The following is a 22580-nucleotide window of genomic DNA, read 5'->3' on the forward strand; positions in this document are numbered from 1 at the left end:
CAGGCCGCGTCAGCCGTCGTTCTCCGATGACGGCAGGTACGCGCCCGGCACGTCGTTCGGTGCGTACAGCTTCTTCTCACCGGGGTACGGCTTGGCCCAGTTGTGGGTCTGGTACCACGTGTAGTGGTTCATCTGGGCCGGGTTGGCGTAGTCGGGCACCGCGTTCGGCCCGGTCAGCCGCTGCTCGGACTTCCAGGTGTCCCACTGCGCCGCGAGCGACTTCTCGGCCGCCGGCACCTTCGTGGCCGGCACCGCGGCGGCCTTCGGGTCCTGCGGCGCCGGGGTGTCCACACCGCACGACGGCGGGGTGCTCAGACCGTCGGTGAGCGAGGTCCGGTTGGGCAGCGCGGTGAACGGCGTGTAGTCCGGGTGCCGGGTGAACGCCCCGGTCATCGGGGTGGCCGCGCTGTCCTTCTGGTTCATCGGGTGGATCCCGAGGATCTGCTCGATGGTGCGGATCACGGTGATCTGCGAGTAGTAGCGGCTGTCGGTCGTGCCGTGCTGCGCCCAGGGGCTGATGATCTGGATCGGTGCACGGTGGCCGTCGACGTGGTCGAGACCCGCCTGGGCGTCGTCCTCGACCACGAAGATCGCCGAGTCCTTCCAGTACTCGCTGTGCGAGATCTCGTCCACGATCCTGCCGGTGGCGAGGTCGTTGTCCGCGACCTGGGCCGCGGCGCTCGCCGGACCACCGGTGTGGTCGCTGGAGAGCCAGAACATGTTCAGGTCCGCCGGACCGTTCTTCTCGAAGTCCTGCTTCCAGACCTGCTCCCGGTAGACGTCCGGGACACTGGTGTCGAACTTCGCGAAGCCGTGCACCGACACGTCGTTGAGCGACGGGATCGGCGAGGACGAGTTCAGGGTGTAGGCGGAGCCCTGCCCCGTCGCGTCCATGTTCTTGGCGTCGCAGTACAGGTTCTGCCAGCTTGAGCCCGCCGGCTTGGTCAGGAACTGCTGGAACTCGCCGAAGTCCCGCACCGACTTGCCCGCCGCCTGCGCCCCGGTCCACAGGAACCCGGACTTCTGGTGGCCGAGGGCGTCGTCCTCGGTGTCGTAACTGCGCGCGTACTCACCGGCGGAGGACTCGGTGTACTCCGGGTCGTCCGCCTGCATCAGCCAGTTGTGGCCCTCGGCGGAGTTGGTGCCGATGTCGTACGTGTTGTCGTACAGACCGAACTGGGCGGCCATCGCGTGCTGGTTGGGCGTGACGTTCTCGCCGAACTCCGTCAGCGCCGGATCGCCGTTGCCCTGCGGCATGTCGCCGAGCACCTGGTCGTAGGTGCGGTTCTCCTTGACGATCAGGAAGACGTGCTTGATCGTCGACGGGTCGCCGAGACGCGCCGGGACCGGCACCGGCCTGGCGTCGCTCCGGCCCCTGGCGAGTCGCACCGAGCCAGCGGTCCAGCCGTTCTGCTGGAAGACTTTGGACGTCCGGGCCCGGATCACGCTGTCGTCGGGCAGCGTGAAGCCCTGCACGCTCGACGTGGTGTCGTGGGTGGCGTGCCCGGAGGCGGTGGTGGGACGCAGCGCGTCGATGCCGCGGGTGTTGGAGACCACCACCTGCTTGCCGACGCTCGCGATCTCCGCGGGGAAGTAGTCCGTCGGCAGCAGACCGACGTAACTCACCGGCTCCTGCGGGCTGGTGTAGCGGTAGACGGCGACCGCGTCGGCCCGGCCGAGCGTCACCAGCAGGTGCCCGTCGTCGGTGAGGGTCACCGCGTCGGGCTCGTAGCCCACCGACGCCTCCGGCCACGGCTGGGTGGAGATCGTCTGGACGACCTTGTCGTTGGCCGTGCTGATCACCGAGACGTCGTTGGTCGCGGTGTTGGTGACGAACACCGCGCCCTTCCTGGCGTACAGCGCGGTCGGGTGCAGACCGACGTCGATGCTGCTCGCGGGCTCCGCCGGGTGCGCCAGGTCGATGACGCTGACCGTGCCCGTGGTGGTGGCACCGGTCTTCGGGTCGGCCGGCACCTGGGTGCCGTACGAGTTGATGGTGGTGTCGCCGGGCTTCGCCGGGCGTCCGCCCTCGTTGCTCACGTACAGCTTGTCGCCGACCTGCACCAGGCCGCGCGGGGCGTTGCCGACCGGCCAGCTCTGCTCGATGCTCCCGGTCGCCGCGTCGATGGCGACCACCCGGTTCTGGCCGTTGACCGCCGAGTACACGGTGGAGCCGTCGGCCGAGAACACCGCGGCGCCCACCAGCGCGTGCTTGGTGCCGTCCGCGGGGATCTTGATGTACGTGGGGTCGGCGACCGTGCCGTCCGCGTTCACGGTGAAGCGGGTGTAACCGTCGGTCTGGCCGAGCCACAGCTGCTTGCCGTCGGGGGAGTAGGTGGGACCCTCCTGGCCGACGTCGTTGCCCTTGAGGCGCGGGCTGGACGACGCGGCGCTGCCGACGACCTGCTGCACCTTCCAGCCGTCCAGGTCCACGACGGCCAGCGCGGCGCCGCCGTCGGCGATGGAGGCGGCGAGGTGGGTGCCGTCCGGGCTGACCGTGGACGACATGATCTTGCCGTTGTTCACGACCAGGTGCTTGCCGTACGGCGCGAGGTACTGGTCGCTGGAGATGACCTGGCCCCTGTGGGTGACCTGGCCGACCTGTTGGGTGCCGAACTGGTGCGTCTGCGCGAAGGCGGCACCGGCGGCGAGGAGCGCGAGCGCGGAGGTCCCAGCGGTCACCAGCGGTATCCGGCGGCCGAAGCGTCTGGACAGGAAGCCCCGGCGCTCCTTCTGGACACGCCTGCGGTGGCGTGTTACCTGCATGGGTTATCCCTTCGAGGTGGGGAGCAGCTCGACGTTCCCGTCGAACTGCCACAGCGGGTTCGGCGCGTCCCCCTCGGGGGTGCGCACCAGGAAGTAGCCGTTCACTTCCTTCGGGCCGTCGCCGTCCGCGACGAACCGCCCGTCCGAGGTGACGTCGAGCTGGTAGACGGCCGTACCGGTGGCCTCGACGCCGGGGAGATGCCAGGACACGACGCAGCGCCAGTCGTTGCCCGGCCCGCGGGCGGCGACCTTGTCACTGCCCTTGTCGCAGGCGGCCGTGGCCCTCAGCTGCGCCTCGGTGACGGCCGGCCGGTGGAGCTGCCGGGTCTGCATCCGGTACAGGTGGGCGAAGGCGGTGGCGAGCGAGCGCTGCACCTTGTCCTGCTCGATGCCGGAGCCCGACACCCCGGTGGCCGGCGCGATCACGGCGGCCGACACGGCGAGCAGGCCCGCGAGCGGCAGCACTCCCGCCGTCACCGCGCGCCGGCCCGAGCCGTCGTAGCCCTGGTCGGTGAAGTCGCGCCGCAGGAACAGCACATGGGCGAGCACGGTCGCGGTGACGGCCCAGGCGAGGCTCACCGCGACGCCGATGAGCAGCGGGCCGACCTGCTCGGGGCTGGTGAACAGGCCGTTCCAGGCGATGAAGGCGTAGCCGGGCAGCGCGAGGCGCACGCCGAGGGGCAGCGGCAGCATCTGGGCGAGCTGCATCGCGAGCGCCACCACCGCGGGCAGCAGCAGGCCCATGGGGGAGCGGCCCAGGGTCACGGAGCCCAGCAGCCCGATTCCGGCGAGCGCCAGCGTCGGCGCGAGGACGGCGATCCAGGCCAGCAGGACCCTGACGGCGGCGTCCGAGGGGGCGAGCAGCCGGCCGTCGAGGCCGACCAGCGGTTGATCGCCGACCGCCAGCAGGCCGCCGACCGCGCTGGAGACGGCCAGCCCGGCCACCAGCAGCAGGATGACGGTCAGGCTCGCCAGCGCCTTGGCGACGAAGATGCGCCGGGCCGACCGTACGACCACCAGCAGATGGCGCCAGGTGCCGAGCCGGTCCTCGGCGGCGAACACGTCACCGGCGACCACCGAGGTCAGCAGCGGCAGCGCCCAGGTGCCCGCGAAACCGAGCACCACCAGCGGCCCCGCCCAGCCGGTGGCGTGCATCCAGCGTCCGAACAGCGTGTCGGAGGGCAGGGTGCTCTGGGCGCTCACCCCGGCGACGAACACCGCCGGGACGATCCAGCAGGCGAGCACCAGCAGCCGGATCCGCCACTGCGAGACGAGTTTGACCAGCTCGAAGCGGTAGCCGCGCGATACGGAGACCGGCCGGGCGGGGGCGGGGCGCTCCGCCGTCAGGGTCGCGGTCATCGGCCGGCCTCCTGCTGTTCCCGCTGTGCCTGCTGCCCGTACGGGGCCTGCTGGTCCCGCTGGTCCTGCTGGTTCCCCTGGCCCTGCTGGTTCCGCTCGTCATGCTGTTCGGTGAGCGCGAGGAAGGCGGCCTCCAACGGCGAGACCACGGGCGCCAGTTCGCGTACCGCGATGTCCGACCGCACGACGCGGTCCACGAGCCGGTCGAGCGCGGGCACCAACGCCCGTACGACGAGCACCCCGTCGCCGTACCGTGTACCGCCGCCCTCCACGACCCGGACACCCGCCGCCTCGATCGCCAGCCGGCGCGCGGCCGCGGGGTCGGAGGTGATCAGCCGGTACTCCAACTCCCGGTTTTCGGCGGCAAGTTCGGCGAGCGGTCCGGAGAAGACGACCCGTCCGGTGGCGAGGATGGTCACCTCGGAGCACAGCGCCTCGACGTCGTCCATCCGGTGGCTGGAGAGCACCACGCTCGTGCCGTCCGCCGCGAGCCGGTCCAGGACCCGGTGCACATGCCGCTTGCCCGAGGGGTCGAGGCCGTTGGACGGCTCGTCCAGGACGAGCAGCCGGGGCCGGGTGAGCAGGGCGGCGGCGAGCCCGAGCCGCTGCCGCATGCCGAGCGAGAAACCGCGCACCCGGTCGTCGGCGACATCGCGCAGCCCGACCTCGGTGAGCACCTCCCCGATCCCCGCCGTGCGCGCGTCGGGCCCGCGCAGCGCGGCCAGCGCGGCCAGGTTCTGCCGGGCGGTCAACGACGGGTACAGGCCGGGCCCGTCGACGAATCCGGCCACTCCGTCAACGGCCGAAAGTGCGCGCCCGACCGGCACGCCGAGGATGTCCAGAGTGCCCGCGTCGGCGACGGCGAGCCCCAGCAGCAGGCCGAGCAACGTCGTCTTGCCGGCCCCGTTCGGCCCGACCAGGCCATGGATCTGACCCTGGGTCACATCCAGGTCGACACCGTCGAGCGCGACCACATCACCGAAGCACTTCGTTATCCCGCGCGCCCGCACCGCGAGCACTGCGTCCATGAACTCCTCCTTGAAGACCGCAAGGACCGTAGGCGGGTGCCGAAGAACCCTGGCAGGGAGGAGAGCTGAACGTTCCGGGAATGCGGGGCTACGGATGTACGACACAGCGTGCGCGCTCCCTGTACGCGCCGCACGCCCCCGTACCCGGCCCGCCCCGGACCGTGTGGCACCCCCCGCCCTCACCCGCGCGTGCGCGCGTCCGGCGCTCCCGTCCCCGACGGGCCCGGCGGCGCAGCGGTCACCCTAGAGCGCGGTCCGCCCGGCAGGGAGGCCGTACCGCGATGCCCGGCCAGCGCAGCGCGCGGTCCTGGCACACAGCGTGGCCGGGTACCCTGCTCCCCCCCCACCGCCCCGTCGTATTGCCGAAGCGTGACCGGACACCGGCGTAGAGGTGGCGTCGGCCAGGCTCTACACTCACTTGGTAGCCGCAAGCAACGGAATGTGAGTGATGATCGGCACCGAGAGCCGCAGAGGCCAGGAGGGCGCCGTACGGGTGGATGCCGTACGGGCCGACGACGCGCGCCCGGACGACGTACCGTCCGCCCAGGCGACGCCCCCGGCGACGGCGAGCACGACCGCTACGGCGGCCGGGACCGCGACGGTGAGCATGACCGCTACGGCGGCCAGGGCCGCGATCGAGGAGGTCGTGAGCGCCGAGGCCGCCGCGTCCGGCCTGGGGGCCGAGATGGTGCGCCTCATGCGGCACTTCGCCGCCTGGACGCAGCGCGCCGGCGTCGAGTGCGGGGCCGCCGACCGAGTCCTGCTGGCCCGCCTGGTGACCTACGGGCGGCGCCGCGCGACCGATCTGGCGGCGGACGTCTTCCTCGACCTGTCGACGGTCAGCCGGCAGGTGCGCTCGCTCGTGGACCGGGGGCTGGTGGAACGCCACCCCGACCCGGAGGACCGCAGGGGCTCGCTGCTCAGCGCGACCGAGGCCGGACGCGCCGCGTACCAGAGCGCCGTACGCCGCCGCGAGGCGGAACTGACCCGGCTCCTGGAGCCCTGGCCGGCCGAGGACCGCACCCTTCTCACCCGTCTGCTCAAGCGCCTCAACGACGACCTGGTGGACAGCACGTACACGAGCCTCGGGCCCGGGCAGCACCCGGTGGGCGAGGCCAGGCAAGGAGATCTGCACGCATGACCATGTCCGCGTCCCCGGCCCGCGGGGGAACCCCAGCGATATCCGCGTCGCCGCCGCCACCGGCCGGCCGGCTGTCGCACCGCCAGATCATGACGATCCTCAGCGGTCTCATGCTGGGCATGTTCCTCGCCGCCCTCGACCAGACCATCGTCAGCACCTCGATCCGCACCATCGCGGACGATCTGCACGGACTCAGCGCCCAGGCGTGGGTCACCACCGCCTACCTGATCACGTCGACCATCAGCACCCCGCTGTACGGCAAGCTGTCCGACCTCTACGGCCGCAAGCCCTTCTTCCTCGCGGCCATCACGATCTTCATCGCCGGCTCGGCGGCCTGCTCCTTCGCCACCTCGATGAACGAGCTGTCGGCCTTCCGCGCCTTCCAGGGCATCGGCGCCGGCGGTCTGATGTCGCTGGCGCTGGCGATCATCGGTGACATCGTGCCGCCCCGCGAGCGCGCCCGGTACCAGGGCTACATGCTCGCCATGTTCGGCTCCTCCAGCGTCCTCGGCCCGCTGATCGGCGGCTTCCTGGCCGGTCGCAGCAGCATCCTGGCCATCGCGGGCTGGCGCTGGGTGTTCCTCGTCAACGTCCCGGTCGGCATCGTCGCACTCTTCGTCGTCGCCAAGGTGCTGAACCTTCCGCACACCCGGCGCGAGCACCGCATCGACTGGTGGGGGGCGCTCACCATCGCCATCGGCGTGGTGCCGCTGCTGCTCGTGGCCGAGCAGGGCCAGACCTGGGGCTGGACCTCCACCAAGTCGTACATCTGCTACGCCGTCGGCGTGGTCGGCCTGGTGGCCTGGGTGTTCGTGGAGCGGGCCATGGGCGACGAGGCGCTGATCCCGATGCGCCTGTTCCGCAGCTCCGTGTTCAGCAAGATGAGCCTGCTGTCCATCCTCATCGGTATGGGCATGTTCGGCGGGATGATGATGGTCCCGCTGTACCTCCAGATCGTGAAGGGCGTCAGCCCCACCAAGTCCGGCCTGCTGATGCTGCCGCTGATGGTCGGCATGATCGCCGGTACCATGGTGGTCGGCCGCATCATCGCCAAGACCGGCAAGTACAAGATCTTCCCGGTCATCGGCACGATCCTGCTGATCGCGGCCATGCTGCTGTTCCACTACCGGGTCCAGTGGGACAGCCCGCTGCCGGAGACCATGTCCTACATGGCGCTGTTCGGCCTCGGCCTCAGCGGCTGTATGCAGATCCTGACCCTCGCCGTGCAGAACTCCGTCGAGCCCAAGGACATGGGCGTGGCGACCGCGTCGGCCACCTTCTTCCGCCAGATGGGCGGCACCGCCGGTACGGCGATCTTCCTGTCCGTGCTGTTCAGCACCGTCGGCGACAAGATCAGCTCCGCGTTCCGGGCGGCCGCCCGCACGCCCGCGTTCCAGGCCGCCCTGCACGACCCGGCCGTGCGTTCCGACCCGGCCAACGCGCCCGTCCTGAACATGCTCAAGCACCCCGCCGCGAGCGGCAGCGGCTCGGGCGTGCTGGACGACTCCTCCTTCATCCAGCAGCTCGACCCCCGGCTCGCCCAGCCCTTCAAGGAGGGCTTCACCGACGCGATGCACGTGGTGTTCCTGTGCGCCGCGGCCATCATGGTGCTCGGCTTCCTGGTCGCCGTGTGGACCAAGGAGGTGCCACTGCGCAAGGTCTCCGGCCTGGAGGCACGGGCCGCTGAGGCGAACGGCACCCCGGCCGAGGACGCCGACGTGAAGGACGCCCAGGTGAGCGCCGTGGCGGCGGACAGCGGTCAGGCGACCTCCGCGCCCCTCGTCGAGGACGCCGCCGTCGAATCGGCGCCGGCCGCGGGACAGGTCGTCCGCGGCCGGGTCCTCGACGGTGCGGACGCCCCGGTCCCGCAGGCGGCGATCACCCTGATCGACGTCCGCGGCCGGCAGCTCGACCGCGCGGTCAGCGGCGTGGACGGCACGTACACGCTGTCGGTGCCGGGTGCCGGTACCTATGTGCTGATCGGCGCGGCCGGTGCCCGTCAGCCGCAGGCCGTCACCGTGCTGGTCGGCGACGATCCGGTGGTCTGCGACCTCGTGCTCACCGGCAGCAGCGCCGCGCTCGCCGGGTCCGTCCGGGACGCGGCCCAGGGGAACCCGCTGCCGGGTGCCCTGCTGGTCGCGACCGACCTGCGCGGCGAGGTGGTGACCTCCGCGACCTCCGCGGCCGACGGCGGCTTCTCGCTGGCGAACCTGGTTCCGGGCAGCTACACCCTCGCCGTGAACGCGGCGGGTTACCGTCCGGCCGCGGTGCCCGTCGAGGTGACGCCGGGCGCGGCGGAGCCGTGCGAGATCCGGCTCGAAGCCGGTGCCCAGCTGCACGGAGTCGTCAGCGCCGCCACCGGCGGGCCGCTCGACGACGCCAAGGTGACGCTGCTGGACGCGGCCGGCAATGTGCTAGGCACCGCGACCACCGGCCCCGACGGCGCCTACGGGTTCACCGACCTCGATCTCGGCGAGTACACCGTGATCGCCAGCGGGTACGCCCCGGTCGCCGGGTCCGTCCGCGTGGACGCGGGCGGCACCACGGACTTCGACCTCGAACTGTCCCACGAGGACACCGCCAAGTAACGCGCTCGACGCTCTCCGGGGCACCCGATCAGGGCCTGCGATCCCCCGCGGATCGCGGGCCCTGATGCATGTCCGGGCCGCCTCATGGGTCGCGGCCCGGCCGGAGTGGTGGAGGCCGGAGGCTGCGCCGGCCGGGCAACCGCTCCCGGCAGGCGCTCAGTGCGGTGCTTGACTTCGAGAGCACTCCAATTCGTAGCGTTCCCGGTATGAGTACTGCACAGCACAAGATCGGGTCCGGCTTCGGCGCCACCAGCACCGCCGACGAGGTCCTGGCGGGCATCGACCTCAGCGGCAAGCTCGCCCTCGTCACGGGGGGCTACTCGGGGATCGGCCTCGAGACCACGCGCTCGCTCGTCAGGGCCGGCGCCGAGGTCGTCGTACCGGCGCGCCGTCCCGAGACCGCCGAGTGGGCACTGGCCGGGCTGCCCGGCGTCGAGGTGGACGAACTGGACCTCGGCGACCTGGACAGCGTGCGCGGCTTCGCGGAGCGGTTCCTCGCCTCCGGGCGGAGCCTGGACATCGTGATCGACAGCGCCGGGATCATGGCCTGCCCGGAGACGCGGGTGGGGGACGGCTGGGAGGCGCAGTTCGCCACCAACCACCTCGGCCACTTCGCCCTCGTCAACCGGCTGTGGCCCGCCATCGCACCGGGCGGCGCGCGGGTCGTCTCCGTGTCCTCGCGCGGCCACCACGCCTCCGGGATCCGCTGGGACGACGTGCACTGGCGGCGGGGCTACGACAAGTGGGGGGCGTACGGCCAGGCCAAGACCGCCAATGTCCTGTTCGCCGTCCATCTCGACAGGCTCGGCCGCGACGCCGGGGTCCGCGCCTTCGCCCTGCACCCCGGCGGCATCCTCACCCCGCTCCAACGGCACCTCGCCCAGGAGGAGATGATCGAGCGCGGCTGGATCGACGAGCACGGCAACCTGCTCCACCCCGAGGCGTTCAAGACCCCGCAGCAGGGCGCCGCCACCCAGGTCTGGGCGGCGACCTCCCCGCAGCTCGACGGTCTCGGCGGCCTCTACCTGGAGGACTGCGACATCGCCGAGCTCGCCCCGGAGGGCGACGCCCGCGAAGGCGTCAAGGGGTGGGCGATCGACCCGGAGCAGGCGGCCCGGCTGTGGACGCTGTCGGCCGAGCTGACGGGGGTGGACGCGTTCGCCTCCTGAGCCGTCGCCCGGCAACCGCGTAGTCCGCGCCGTCTGCGGGGTGGGGTGGCGCGTCCGTCGTCGTCACCCGTCCGGCGCACCGGCCCGCCGCCACCTCACGGTCGCGCGGTCCCCCGCGCGCGGTTGGTGCGCGGCCCGGTGCGGCGCCGCCGGGGGCCCGCCGCGGCCGGGGACTCCGTACGTCGGCGCACCATACTGGCCTGAAAGGGTCATGACGTCCGCCGGACTCGCGGAGGTGCCAGGATGCGCGACGACGTCGAGAACGACGACGGGCTTGCCGAGGAGCCCGAGCCGTACGACGAGGACGCGGTGGAGGGCGGTTACGAGGACGAGGACGGCTACGGCCCCGAGGGCGACGCCGAGGTCCTGGCGCCCGGTGACGAGCCCGACGTCTTCCTCGACGTCCCGTTGCTCAAGGTCGACGAGATCGACCTGGACGTGGAGGATCTGCGGGCCCGCGTCTCGCTCCAAGCGGAGGTCCTGGACCTGCTGAGGCTGAACGTGGGTGCCGATGTCGCCCTCGGCCGGGTGCACTTGGGCATCTCCGGTGTGGAGGCGCAGGCGCACCTCAGAGTGCGGCTCGACAACGTCGCGTCGATCATCAACCGGGTGCTCACCACCCTCGATCGCAACCCGCAGATCCTGGAGGAACTGGCGCGGGGCGTCGGGTCGGCGGTGCGGGACGTCGGCGGCGGGGCCCGGCTGGCCGTGGGCGAACTCGGCACCGGGGCGGGCAGGGCCGTCGAGGACGTCGGTCACGGCGCCGGGTACGCGGTGGAGGGCGTCGGACGCGGAGTGGGCGGCGCCGTCCGGGACGTGGGCCGGGGCGCGGGCTCGGCGGTGCGGGACGTCGGCGCGGGCGCGGGCGGGGCCGTCGAGGACGTGGGCGGGGGAGCCCGGCGGGTGGTGGAGGACGTCGCGGGTGGCGCGGGGCGCGTGGTGGAGGATGCCGGCGGCCGGACCGGGCGGGCCGTGAGCGAGGTCGGCGGCGCGGTGCCGGAGGCGGGCCGGACCGCGGGGCGGACCGTGCGGGAGGCGGGCGACGTCGCGGGTGAGGCGGTCGGCGTGGCGGGGGACACGGTCGGCGGCGAGGGCGGGACAGCCGAGGTTGCGGGGAAGGCGGCTGAGCGCAGGGCGGTCCGGCGGACCGCGCGGTCGGCCAGAAGGGCCGCCGGGGGGATCGGTGAGGCCGAGCGCGGCGGGAACATCGCCCGGACACGCCGTTCCCGTGACGGCGACGACGCAAGCGGGAGCGGTGGTGGGCGCCGCAGAGGTGCTGATGGCGGCGGCGATGACGAGCGGCCGGAGCGGCCCGTCCGCCGCCGTGCCCGGAAGTCGCGGGACGAGCCGCCGTGAACGAACGACGGCCGAGGACCCGGCGGAGCCGCCACGGGGCCGGTGCAAGGATCACCTGCCGCGCGCGGCCCCGGCGGATCCCCGGAACCGGACATCTCGTTCGAGGCGACGGTCCGCGGTGACCGCCTCCGTTTCGCGGAGAGGCCCCGGACCGCCGTGCGCTTCCCCGGCGACGGCGAACGGGAGTCCTCCTCCCGCAGCGAGCGGACCAACCTCCCCGACCGGGTCGCCGCCGGCCGGGAGTACCGCGGGGTCCGCGTCGCCTACCGTCTCGCGAGCCGACTCGTCTCGCCTACCACCGGTACCAGCGTCCCCGGCGGCCGCCGCTCCCGGTGGGCCGGACCAGGAAGCCCAGCAGCCACAGCACGAGCACGATCACCGCGATCCACCACAGCGCCTTCAGGGCGAAGCCCGCGCCGAAGAGGATCAGGGCCAGAAGAAGAACCAGAATCAGGGGAACCATCGTTATCAACCTCCTGGCCAGCCAATGCCCTTGCTTCGTTGTGGCAAGCGCACAAAGCACCGGTTACTTCCACGGCTCGGGGGGAAGGAGCAGCCGTTTCGGAGGGGGACTGATCCGCCCGGCGTAATCCGCCGGGCACCGGGGCGCGATCGGTGTGATGCCACATCCGGAGGGCTTGTCCTACGATGTGAAGCGCCTCGGTGACGGGCGGCGGAGGGGAACAGGTGCGACGGCTCGGTGGTCTGGAAGCCGAAATCATGGACCGTCTCTGGGACTGGGGACGGCCCGCCACGGTCCGGGAAGTCGTCGACGACATCAACCGGACCCGGCCGGTCGCCTACACGACCGTCATGACGGTCGCGGACATCCTGCACCGCAAGGGCATGGTCCGGCGCGAGAAGGCCGGACGCGCCTGGCTGTACGAGGCGCTGTGCAGCCGCGAGGAGTACACCGCGAGCCTGATGCGGGAGGCGCTGGGCAGCACCGGGAACCGGCAGGCCGCCCTCCAGCACTTCGTGCGGCACATGTCACCGGAGGACGTGTCCGTCCTGGCGGCCGCCCTGCGCGCCTCGGGCCACCACTTCGCGGACGAGGCGCCACCGCCAAGGCCGTTGTGAACCGACTCGGTGAACGGCCCCGCCGTACCGGTGCGTTGGCGTGCACGCGCGTATCCGCTCCGGTCGTTCGAGGTGGCGCGGTTCGACGGGAGTCCCATCTCGCCCTGAAGTGAGAGGACTTCGGCCCGGCGGCCAGCGCGAGCGCATCACCTGCGCCGTCGAGCGCGCTCGGTCGGCGAGCAGCCGCCCCGACGCGTGACGACCGTCACATTACTAAGCAGCATCGGAGATCTGCGGCCTCCTCTGTGACAAGGTGTGATGAGAGAGCTTCGCGCATTCACAAGGGGGGCTGCGTCGCGGTGATCAATGGCAGTGGCGGTGCGGGGGTGCAATCCACTGATCTGGCTCTCACTCTCTACCGGCATCTTCGGGCACGGGGCGCGTCCAGCCTGCGCAGGGCCGCCCGCGACATGGGTCTGTCGGAAGGTGCCCTCGGGCGATGCCGTGAAGAACTGATCGACCTCGGTCTGGTCGTCCGAACCGGCCGACTGCACGCCAACCGCCTCGAACCCGACACGCCGGACGAGGCCGAGAGCGACGTCGTCACGGTCATCGCGCCCGAGATCGCCCTGCTGCGACTGCTGGAGCGCGAGCGCACCCGGCTGCGCGACCATCTGGAGCAGGCCGACCGGGCGCACCACACGCTGAAGACGCTCGCCGGCAACTTCCTGTACACGGAGACGCTGGCCCGGACGGTCGGCGTGGAGATCGAGATCCTCTCCGACTACCGGCGTATCCAACAGGTGCTGGAAGACATCACGGTGACGGTGCAGAGCAACCTCGCCTCGATGCACCCGATCGCACGGGGCCGGGAGATCCCCGAGCGTGCCCTCGACCGCGACCGGCGGCAGATCGAGAAAGGGGTCCAGGTCCGCTCCATCTTCAGCCAGCGTCTGACATCGGTGCCCGAGGACGCGGAGCATCTGCGGATGAAGGCGAAGCTCGGCGTCCAGGTGCGCCTGTCACCCGTCGTCCCCATGAACATGATCATCGCGGACGGGCAGTTCGCGATCCTTCCGGTCGACCCGGAGGACGGCTCGGCCGGCGCCATCCTCGCGCGCGGCTCCGCGATCGTGCGGTCGTACCAGACATTGTTCGAGCACTGCTGGCACGCCGCGACGCCGTACGGCGAGCAGGCGCTGCCCGCGCGAGGCGGGGACGGGCTCTCGGAGCAACAGCGGGCGGCGCTGCGCATGCTGGCCTCGGGGATGAAGGACGAGAAGGTGGCACGCAGCCTCGGCGTCTCGCTGCGCACGGTGAGCCGGATGATCTCGGAGCTGATGCAAGAACTCGGCGCGTCCAGCCGCTTCGAGTTGGGGGTGCGGGCCGCCCGGCTCGGCTGGCTCGGTTGAACACCACCGCCCGGCGCGGGATTTGCCAGCCGCCGCCGTCCGCGCGCGCCCCGAGCGCCCGGTGAACCAAGAGGTACGATGCGGCCAAACTTTCGGTCTCACCAGCCGGCGGGGGAGATGGCGCGCGAAGCGGTGGCTCAGGGGCGCGAGGCGGCGATCCGGCAACTCCGCGATGCGGGGCTGCGGGTCACCAGCGCGCGCCTGGAAGTGCTTCAGGTGCTCGCGTCGGGCGATCACTTCGATGTCGAGAGCCTGACGGCCGCGGCCCGCGAACGGCTGGGCACCCTCACCTCCCAGGCCGTCTACGACATGCTGCGGCATTTCCTGGAAGCCGGTCTGGTCGCGAAATTCGAGCGACCTGGCTGGCCGGCGGTCTTCGAAATAGCGGGCCCTCGGCACCAGCATGCGCTGTGCGTGCGGTGCGGACGCGTGGAAAATGTCGTACACCGCGCTCCCGTGCTGCCGGGGAAAGATTTGCCGGAGTGGGATGTGAGCGATGCGGATATTGTTTTCAAGGGCCGGTGCCCGGACTGTCGTCCGGTGATTTCCGCAGCCGGATGACGGGCGGATGAGGGGCGGGGCCGGGTGAGATGGCCGTCCCACTCACCCGGCGCCCGGGAATGCGCCGCGTCAGATCACCGCGGTCGCCGTCGGCCAGTTGTTGTCCGGGGACGTGGTGCTGGGCCAGTTGTTTCCGGCCACCGAGCGGTGTGCCGAGTGCTTTCCCGTGGCGGTGGCCGCGACCGTTCCCCCCGTCATGGCGGTGCGGACGAGTGCGGCCAGGGTGAACTGGCGGGCGGCGGTGTGGAAGTCGGCGGTGCGGGAAGGCGCGGACACTTTTCCTCCAGGAAACGAGTGGTGATTTCCGTCCTCGGGCCCGTGCCGCCGGGCGTGTTCCGAAGACATTTCCATAATCGCCCTTCCTGGACTCGGAGTCCATGTTTCCTCAAGTCGTAGACCCGCCATGGCGCAGATAAGACGCGGGGGGCGTTTTTTGGGTGAGCCAACACCTTTGGTCTGCCCAAATGAACTGCTAGGCTCAGCTTACGGCCCTTTTGTACCTCCGGGAGGAAGCGGCCGCCGGGGCAGGAGCGTGCCGCCGCTTCTGCCCCACCTCGGGCACCGGGCACCCGGAGGTGCTCACGCCGCGACGCCGGTCGACACCCGCAGGCCCTGCACCACATCGGTCCACAACTCGTGTACGCCGAGCGCCCACAGCGCCAGGGCGTCCTGGTCGGAGGGGCGTTCGGCGTGCCGGGCGAACAGCGCCTGCACCCGGTCGGGGCGCAGTTGCCCGGTGCGCCGCAGCCGCGCGGGCGAGAGCAGTTCGCGCAGGGTCCACAGCAGCGGCCCGTCGGCGGCGAGCATCGCGGACAGGGGCAGTGTGAAGGGCTGGTGGGGCCGGCGGAGCGTGGCGGCCGGGAGCAGTCCCCGCCCGGCCTCGTACAACGCCCGTTTACAGGTGCGCAGTTCTACGGGCAGCCGGTGGGCCAGGGCCGCAACGCCCGGCTGGCAGAACGGCATCCGGGCCTCGACCGCCCACGCCATGCTCAGATGGTCCACACGCCGCAAGTGGTACGCGGGCAGTCGGCGGCGCGTCTCGAACCGCTGGAGCCCCCCGGCCCGTTCGGTGCCGCAGGCGCGCAGTTCGGCCGTGACCCGGTCGGCCGCGGAACCGTGCTCCGCGATGAACGCCCGGTACTCGGGGGTGTAGAGCCACTCCCGCAACAGCCGGGGCACGGCCGCCAGCGCGTCGGCGTAGACCGCCGTCCAGTCGGATCCGGCGGGCGCCGCCAGGGCGGTGCGGATCCGGTCGTAGCCGCCGAAGAGTTCGTCCGCGCCGTCCCCGGTGAGCGCCGCGGTGAACCCTGCCTCGCGCACCGCCCGGAACAGCGCGTAGGTGCCGACGGTGGTCGGATCGGCGTGCGGCTGGCCCAGATGGCGCACCGTGCGGGTCAGCAGCGAGGGCAGCTCGGCGGGATCGAGGACGACCTGGTGGTGCCGGGTGCAGGCGCGCTTGGCCACGGCCTTCGCATAGGTGTGCTCGGCGCCCGGCAGCCGGCCGCGGTAGCCGAGGTGGAAGGTGTGCAACGGCTCGTTGCGCTCCGCGGCGAGGGCGGTCACCAGGCCCGAGTCCAGGCCGCCGCTGGTCAGGGCGCACAGCGGCACGTCGACGTCGGCGAGCCGGCGCACCTCGCGGCGCAGGGTCTCCCGCACCTCCGCGGCCGACGGCGCCGGCTCGCCGCGGGGCGCCGCGGCGCGCGGTCCGCAGCGCAGCATCCGCAGCCCCTCGCCCCCGCGGGCCACCGCGAGGCTTCCGGGCGGCAGCACGCGGATGCCGCGCAGGGCGGTCTCGGTGCCGAAGGGCGTCCGGGTGGACAGGACGGTGTCGAGGGTGTCCTCGCGCGGCGTGGCGGGCACCCCGTCGAAGGCGAGCAGCGCGGGGATCTCGGAGGCGAACCGCAGGGCGCCGCGCGGACCCTGGTGGTAGTGCAGGGGTTTCATGCCCATCGTGTCCACGGCCAGGACGAGTTGGGGCCGGCGCTCGCGCAGGTCGAGGACGGCGATCGCGAACATTCCGTCCAGCCGGTCGGTGAAGCAGGGGCCGAACTCGGTGTAGAGGGCGGGCAGCAGGCTGCCGTCGCAGCGGTCCGGGAAGCGGTGGCCGCGGGCGGTCAACTGCCCGCGCAGCTCCTGGTGGTTGTAGATCTCACCGTTCAGTACGGCCAGTACGCCGGGCGCCGTCGGCAGGGTGAAGGGCTGGGCGCCGCCCGCCGGGTCGGTCACGGCGAGCCGGTCGCACCCGAGGGACCAGCCCCGGCCGGTGCGGACCCCGCGGGCGTCCGGCCCCCCGTGCCGCTGCCGGGCCGACACGGTGGCCAGTTCGGCGCCGGTGGCCGCGACCGCGAAGGAGCCGAAGATCCTGCACATGCTGGTGGCCTCCGAGAGGTGGTTCCCGCGTGATTTCGGAGCAACAAAATATCGGCGGAATGCCGACTGTTGATCTGGCGCGTTGGTGTCATGGCGTCCATGCGCCAGGGGAGCCGCCTCGTCCGGTCGGTGGGCGGCCGAAGACGATGTGCCGCACCCACGGGGACAGCCGCCGGGGCACCCGCTCGGCCAACTCGGTGGAGTGCGGGGCGGAGATCTCCTGGAGAAGGCCGAACTCCCAGGGGTCGCAGGCCATGCCGGAGTCATTCTCCCCGGTCGTCCGATCCCGTACCCCTAGGGGGTACAGTGACGTGCCAGAAGGAGCGCACCGTGCGCGCGGCTCGGGAAGGGGATGGCGGCAGGTGACGTACCGGCGGATCGGTTCCCGGAGCGGTGCGGCGCGCCGGTCCTGGGCCGCCGTGCTGACGCTGCTCGCCGCTCTCGTCGTCCTGGTCCACCACGACGTGGGCCCGGTCCCCACCGCACCCGCGACCCCCATCACCACCATGACCGCGATCTCCGGGATGTCCGGGATGGCGCACACTGCGCACCGCGCCGCCGGGCACCAGCGGCACACGGCCGCGCTGACCTCGGCCATGGGCCACGGCATGGACCATGACATGGGCGGCGCCTGCTCCGGCGCGCAGCACTGCTCCTCCGGTGCCATCGGCTCACCGCAGTGGATCGCGCCGCCGACCGTGCCGGTGCACACCATCGAGGGCGCGCCGCCGGGCGGTGTCCTCGCCGGGCGCGGACTTCCGGGCAACCCGCACCGCGCGCCGCCGGACCTCTCCCGCCTCTCCCGACTGCTGATCTAGGCCGCCACCGCGCGGCCCGTACCCCCGTACACCGTGGGGGCGATGCCGCATGCGCGCAGGTCAAAGGCATCTCGATCCAGAAGAGGCATCCCCCATGAACAGCATCAACCGTCGTTCCGCGCTGCTGGCCGGTCTCGCCGCCGCCGGAGCGGGAGCGCTCGCCGCGTGCGGCGGCTCCGGGTCCGCGCCGACCCTGGTGAGCCCCGACAGCAAGGTGGTCGCCACCACCGAGAGGAAGCGCAAGGGCACCGGAAAGGTGCGCGACGTGACCCTGACCGCGGCGCCCGCCACGCTCGACCTCGGCGCCAAGGTGACGGCCAAGAGCTGGGCCTACGGCGGCCGCACGCCGGGCAAGGAGATCCGCCTCTCCGCCGGTGAAACCCTCGCCGCCGAACTCTCCAACCAGCTCCCCGACCGGACCACGACGTCCGTCCACTGGCACGGCATCGCCCTGCGCGCCGACATGGACGGAGTGCCCCCGGCCACCCAGGACGCGGTGCGCGCCGGCCGCACCTTCACCTACCGCTTCCTCGCCGACACCCCCGGCACCTACTTCTTCCACCCGCATGTCGGCGTCCAGCTCGACCGGGGACTGCACGCCCCGCTGATCGTGGAGGACCCGAGGGAGCCGCTGTCGTACGACGACGAGTGGGTCGTCGTCCTGGACGACTGGATCGACGGCGTCACCGGCACCCCCGACCAGGTCCTCGCCGAACTGAGCCACGGCATGGGCGGCATGGGTGAGATGAACGGCATGGACATGAGCGGCGGTGCCACGGGCAAGGGCGGCGAGGCGGCGTCCGGCTCGATGAGGTTCATGCTCATGGGCGCCCGCAGCAGCCTGCTCGGCGGCGACGCCGGTGACGTCGCGTACCCGTACCACCTGGTCAACGGCCGCGTGCCGGCCGACCCCGACGTCTACAGCGGCAAGCCCGGCACGCGGGTGCGGCTGCGTTTCATCAACGCCGGCGGCGACACGGCGTACCGGGTCGCGCTCGGCGGTCACAAGCTGACCATCACCCACACGGATGGCTTCCCGGTCGCCCACCAGCGGGTGGACGCGCTGCTGGTGGGCATGGGGGAACGGTACGACGTCCTCGTCACCCTCGCCGACGGGGTCTTCCCGCTGGTCGCCCGCGCCGAGGGCAAGAACGCCGGCGGTATGGCACTGGTGCGCACCGGCTCTGGCGCCGCGCCGAAGCCGACCGTCCGCCCGAAGGAACTGGACGGCATGATCATGTCCTCCACCGGACTGAAAGCCGCCGACGACGTCCGCCTGGACACGAAGAAGACCGACCGCGTCCACCGGATCGAACTCACCGGCGGCATGGCGAAGTACGACTGGGGCATCAACGGCAGGCGCTACGACATGAAGCGCCCCACCGCCCACCCCCTCCTGGTCGAGCAGGGTGAGCGGGTCCGGCTGGACTTCGTCAACAAGACGGACATGTGGCATCCGATGCACCTGCACGGACATACGTACCAGCTCGGCACGGGCGGCCCGCGCAAGGACACCACCATCGTGCTGCCCGGCCGGACGGTGTCCGTGTACTTCGACGCCGACAACCCCGGCCAGTGGATGCTGCACTGCCACAACGCCTACCACGGCGAGGCGGGGATGATGGCGCTGCTCGCGTACCGGGCGTGACGGCACGAGGGGTGCGGGCCGCGCGGCCCGCACCCCTCGTCCATGCGTCAGACGTTGCGCCGGTACTGGCCGCCCACCTCGAAGAACGCCTCGGTGATCTGCTGGAGGGTGCACACCCGCGCGGCGTCCATGAGCACCGAGAAGACGTTGTCACCGTCGACCGCCGCCGCCTTCAGGGCGGTTAGCGCGGCGTGCGCCTCCTGCTGGTGCCGGGACTGGAAGTCGCGCACCCGCTCCAGCTGGGAGCGCTTCTCCTGCTCCGTGGCACGGGCCAGCTCGATGGCGCCCGGTTCGGCATCTTCCGCGTGCGGGTTGCGGAAGGTGTTGACGCCGATGATCGGCAGCGAACCGTCGTGCTTGCGCTGCTCGTACAGCATCGACTCGTCCTGGATACGGCCCCGCTGGTAACCGGTCTCCATCGCGCCGAGCACGCCCCCGCGCTCACTGATCCGCTCGAACTCCAGCAGCACCGCCTCCTCGACCAGGTCGGTCAGCTCGTCGATGACGAACGACCCCTGGAGCGGGTTCTCGTTCATCGCGAGGCCCCACTCCCGGTTGATGATCAGCTGGATGGCCAGGGCCCGGCGGACGGACTCCTCGGTCGGGGTGGTGACCGCCTCGTCGTAGGCGTTGGTGTGCAGGCTGTTGCAGTTGTCGTAGATGGCGATGAGCGCCTGGAGCGTGGTGCGGATGTCGTTGAAGTCCATCTCCTGGGCGTGCAGGGAGCGGCCCGAGGTCTGGACGTGGTACTTGAGCTTCTGGGAACGCTCGTTGGCGCCGTACTTCCGCTTCATCGCGATCGCCCAGATCCGGCGGGCGACCCGGCCCAGCACCGAGTACTCGGGGTCCATGCCGTTGGAGAAGAAGAACGAGAGGTTGGGCGCGAAGTCGTCCACGTCCATGCCGCGCGCCAGGTACGCCTCCACATAGGTGAAGCCGTTGGCGAGGGTGAAGGCGAGCTGGCTGATCGGGTTCGCGCCCGCCTCGGCGATGTGGTAGCCGGAGATGGACACCGAGTAGAAGTTGCGGACCTTGTGCGCGATGAACCACTCCTGGATGTCGGCCATCATCCGCAGCGAGAACTCCGTGGAGAACAGGCAGGTGTTCTGGCCCTGGTCCTCCTTGAGGATGTCGGCCTGCACCGTGCCGCGCACGCCGGCCAGCGCGTCGGCGCGCAGCCGCTCGGCCTCCTCGGCGGTGGGCTCGCGGCCCTCGGCGGCGCGGAACCGGTCGATCTGCTGGTCGACCGCGGTGTTGAGGAAGAACGCCAGCACGGTGGGCGCCGGGCCGTTGATCGTCATCGAGACCGAGGTCGTCGGCGCGGTCAGGTCGAAGCCGTCGTACAGCGCCTTCATGTCCTCCAGGTGCGCGACCGAGACGCCGGAGGTGCCGACCTTGCCGTACACGTCCGGGCGCTCGCCGGGGTCGCGGCCGTAGAGGGTGACCGAGTCGAAGGCGGTGGACAGCCGGGTGGCGGGCTGGCCCTCCGAGAGCAGCTTGAAACGCCGGTTGGTGCGGAACGGGTCGCCCTCGCCGGCGAACATCCGCGCCGGGTCCTCGCCGTCGCGCTTGAAGGGGAACACCCCGGCGGTGAACGGGAAGTAGCCGGGCAGGTTCTCCCGCCGCCAGAACCGCACCAGCTCACCGTGGTCGGTGAAGCGGGGCAGCGCCACGCGGGGGATCTTGTTGCCGGACAGCGACTCGCGGGTCAGCTTGGTGCGGATCTCCCGGTCGCGCACCCGCACGACCTGCTCGTCGCCGGAGTACGACGCGACGACGGCGGGCCAGTTCTCGATCTGCTCGCCGACCTCGTGCGGGAGCTGCTTGCGGGCCTCGGCGAGCAGTGCCGCCACGTCGTCCGCGTCCGAACCGGCCGCCGCCAGCTCGCCCGCGACCAGGTCGAGCCGCTGCACCCGCCGGGCCGCCTCGGCGAGCACCTCGGTCTCGGCGTGGTACGCGCGGACCGCCTCGGTGATCTCCGCGAGGTAGCGCACCCGGTCCGCGGGCACCACCTGGCGGATGCCGGAGGAGTGGCGCACGTCGACGGGCGCCAGGGTGCCCTCCTCGAGGTGCAGTCCCTTCGCGTCCAGCTCCGCCTTCAGGTGCTGGAAGAGGGCGGTGACCCCGTCGTCGTTGAAGGTCGCGGCCGAGGTGCCGTACACCGGCATGTCCTCGGGCTTCTTGTCGAACGCCTCGCGGTTGCGCACCAGTTGGCGGCTCACGTCGCGCAGCGCGTCCTTGGCGCCGCGCCGCTCGAACTTGTTGACCGCGACCACGTCGGCGAAGTCGAGCATGTCGATCTTCTCCAGCTGGGACGCGGCGCCGAACTCCGGCGTCATCACGTACAGCGAGGTGTCGACGAACGGCACGATCGCCGCGTCGCCCTGGCCGATGCCCGGCGTCTCCACGATCACCAGGTCGTACCCGGCGGCCTTGACCACGTCGATCACATCGGTGAGGTGCTCGGGCAGCTCGTGGCTGCCGCGGGTGGCCAGGCTGCGGAAGAACACCCGATTGCCGTCGAGGGAGTTCATCCGGATCCGGTCGCCGAGCAGGGCGCCGCCGCCGCGCCGCCGGGTCGGGTCGACCGCGATCACCGCGATGCGCAGCTTGTCCTGCTGGTCCACGCGGAAGCGGCGTACCAGCTCGTCGGTCAGCGAGGACTTGCCGGAGCCGCCGGTGCCCGTGATGCCGAGCACCGGCACCACCCGCCCGGCCGCGGCGGTCCGCAGCCGGGCCAGGAACTCCTGGGGCAGCTTGCCGAGTTCGGCGCCCGTGATGGCGCGGGCGGTGGCGAACCGGTCGCCCGCGAGCACGGCGTCCACGTCGGCGGGCTTGCCCTCCCACAGGTCGAAGTCGCAGTCCCGCACCACCGAGTTGATCATCCCGGCGAGGCCCATCCGCTGCCCGTCCTCGGGCGAGAAGATGGTCACCCCGTGCGTGCGCAGCCGGGTGATCTCCTCGGGCACGATCACCCCGCCCCCGCCGCCGACCACCCGGATGTGCTCCGCGCCCCGCTCCCGCAGCGACTCGACCAGGTACTCGAAGTACTCGACATGGCCGCCCTGGTACGAGGAGACGGCCACGCCGTGCGCGTCCTCCTCCAGCGCCGCGTTCACGACCTCCTGCACCGACCGGTTGTGCCCGAGGTGGATCACTTCGGCGCCCTGGGACTGGAAGATCCGCCGCATGATGTTGATCGACGCGTCGTGCCCGTCGAACAGAGCGGATGCGGTGACCAGGCGTACGGGGTGCACGGGGGAGTGCAGTTCGCTCATCGGGGGCCTTCCGGGACAGGTCGGGGGACGCTGATCAGAGAAATACTAGGACGTCCTAGTAAAGCG

Annotated in this window: 17 protein-coding genes; 9 read left to right on the forward strand and 8 right to left on the reverse strand. The window is 71.7% G+C overall.

All coding sequences use genetic code 11. The annotated features are described in order from the left end of the window. Positions 1–9: 9 nt before the first annotated feature. From ACE4Q9_RS32110 to ACE4Q9_RS32120, 3 genes are read right to left on the reverse strand one after another with little or no spacing between them, the layout of a single operon-like run. Positions 10–2766: a phosphoesterase gene (locus tag ACE4Q9_RS32110; RefSeq protein ID WP_397988021.1), complete on the reverse strand. Its 2757-nt coding sequence runs from the start codon at positions 2764–2766 to the stop codon at positions 10–12. Between the two features lie 3 nt (positions 2767–2769). Further along, positions 2770–4125: an ABC transporter permease gene (locus tag ACE4Q9_RS32115; protein ID WP_397988022.1), complete on the reverse strand. Its 1356-nt coding sequence runs from the start codon at positions 4123–4125 to the stop codon at positions 2770–2772. Continuing rightward, positions 4122–5153: an ABC transporter ATP-binding protein gene (locus ACE4Q9_RS32120; protein WP_397988023.1), complete on the reverse strand. Its 1032-nt coding sequence runs from the start codon at positions 5151–5153 to the stop codon at positions 4122–4124. Before ACE4Q9_RS32120 ends, ACE4Q9_RS32115 begins: the two co-directional genes overlap by 4 nt. 448 nt (positions 5154–5601) lie before the next feature. On the opposite strand from ACE4Q9_RS32120, the gene ACE4Q9_RS32125 reads away from it, so the two are divergent. The 4 genes from ACE4Q9_RS32125 to ACE4Q9_RS32140 all read left to right on the forward strand — a co-directional run bounded on the left by ACE4Q9_RS32125 (position 5602) and on the right by ACE4Q9_RS32140 (position 11407). After that, entirely contained in the window at positions 5602–6294 is a 693-nt protein-coding gene (locus tag ACE4Q9_RS32125; protein ID WP_397988024.1) for a MarR family winged helix-turn-helix transcriptional regulator, read from the forward strand. After that, positions 6291–8882, forward strand: coding sequence for an MFS transporter (locus tag ACE4Q9_RS32130; protein WP_397988025.1), 2592 nt, complete (start codon positions 6291–6293; stop codon positions 8880–8882). The genes ACE4Q9_RS32125 and ACE4Q9_RS32130 overlap by 4 nt, the downstream gene beginning before the upstream one ends. A 206-nt stretch (positions 8883–9088) precedes the next feature. Continuing rightward, complete coding sequence (locus ACE4Q9_RS32135; protein WP_397988026.1) at positions 9089–10051, forward strand: SDR family NAD(P)-dependent oxidoreductase; 963 nt, start codon at positions 9089–9091, stop codon at positions 10049–10051. A 243-nt stretch (positions 10052–10294) separates the two neighbouring features. Further along, positions 10295–11407, forward strand: coding sequence for a hypothetical protein (locus ACE4Q9_RS32140; RefSeq protein ID WP_397988027.1), 1113 nt, complete (start codon positions 10295–10297; stop codon positions 11405–11407). Between the two features lie 292 nt (positions 11408–11699). Here ACE4Q9_RS32140 and ACE4Q9_RS32145 read toward each other — a convergent pair whose 3' ends face one another. Next, the gene (locus ACE4Q9_RS32145) at positions 11700–11870 is read right to left on the reverse strand and encodes a DUF5670 family protein (protein WP_125211829.1); all 171 of its coding nucleotides are present in this window, start codon (positions 11868–11870) and stop codon (positions 11700–11702) included. Between the two features lie 224 nt (positions 11871–12094). Between ACE4Q9_RS32145 and ACE4Q9_RS32150 the strand changes: the two genes are divergently transcribed. From ACE4Q9_RS32150 to ACE4Q9_RS32160, 3 genes are all read left to right on the forward strand, one after another. Beyond that, positions 12095–12487 carry a BlaI/MecI/CopY family transcriptional regulator gene (locus ACE4Q9_RS32150; protein ID WP_397988028.1) on the forward strand — a complete coding sequence of 131 codons (393 nt, stop codon included), beginning with the start codon at positions 12095–12097 and terminating at the stop codon, positions 12485–12487. Positions 12488–12897: 410 nt separating this feature from the next. Continuing rightward, positions 12898–13839, forward strand: coding sequence for a LuxR C-terminal-related transcriptional regulator (locus ACE4Q9_RS32155; protein ID WP_397988029.1), 942 nt, complete (start codon positions 12898–12900; stop codon positions 13837–13839). A 117-nt stretch (positions 13840–13956) separates the two neighbouring features. Next, positions 13957–14400 (forward strand): Fur family transcriptional regulator, encoded by a 444-nt coding sequence (locus ACE4Q9_RS32160; protein WP_397988030.1) that lies wholly within the window; start codon positions 13957–13959, stop codon positions 14398–14400. A 69-nt stretch (positions 14401–14469) separates the two neighbouring features. Here ACE4Q9_RS32160 and ACE4Q9_RS32165 read toward each other — a convergent pair whose 3' ends face one another. The 3 genes from ACE4Q9_RS32165 to ACE4Q9_RS32175 form a co-directional block, all read right to left on the reverse strand. Next, positions 14470–14676 (reverse strand): hypothetical protein, encoded by a 207-nt coding sequence (locus ACE4Q9_RS32165; protein ID WP_397988031.1) that lies wholly within the window; start codon positions 14674–14676, stop codon positions 14470–14472. A 303-nt stretch (positions 14677–14979) separates the two neighbouring features. Beyond that, the gene (asnB, locus tag ACE4Q9_RS32170) at positions 14980–16770 is read right to left on the reverse strand and encodes an asparagine synthase (glutamine-hydrolyzing) (RefSeq protein WP_397988032.1); all 1791 of its coding nucleotides are present in this window, start codon (positions 16768–16770) and stop codon (positions 14980–14982) included. An 88-nt stretch (positions 16771–16858) separates the two neighbouring features. Continuing rightward, positions 16859–17026 carry a hypothetical protein gene (locus ACE4Q9_RS32175; protein ID WP_397988033.1) on the reverse strand — a complete coding sequence of 56 codons (168 nt, stop codon included), beginning with the start codon at positions 17024–17026 and terminating at the stop codon, positions 16859–16861. A 106-nt stretch (positions 17027–17132) separates the two neighbouring features. On the opposite strand from ACE4Q9_RS32175, the gene ACE4Q9_RS32180 reads away from it, so the two are divergent. Next, entirely contained in the window at positions 17133–17588 is a 456-nt protein-coding gene (locus ACE4Q9_RS32180) for a hypothetical protein (RefSeq protein WP_397988034.1), read from the forward strand. 94 nt (positions 17589–17682) lie between these two features. After that, positions 17683–19236, forward strand: a complete 1554-nt coding sequence (locus ACE4Q9_RS32185) for a multicopper oxidase family protein (protein ID WP_397988035.1) — start codon at positions 17683–17685, stop codon at positions 19234–19236. 47 nt (positions 19237–19283) lie between these two features. Here the strand turns inward: ACE4Q9_RS32185 and icmF are convergent, their stop codons facing one another. After that, positions 19284–22514, reverse strand: a complete 3231-nt coding sequence (gene icmF, locus ACE4Q9_RS32190) for a fused isobutyryl-CoA mutase/GTPase IcmF (RefSeq protein WP_397988036.1) — start codon at positions 22512–22514, stop codon at positions 19284–19286. Positions 22515–22580: the final 66 nt, after the last annotated feature.

Source organism: Streptomyces sp. AM6-12 (assembly GCF_044327085.1).
Lineage (GTDB): Bacteria > Actinomycetota > Actinomycetes > Streptomycetales > Streptomycetaceae > Streptomyces.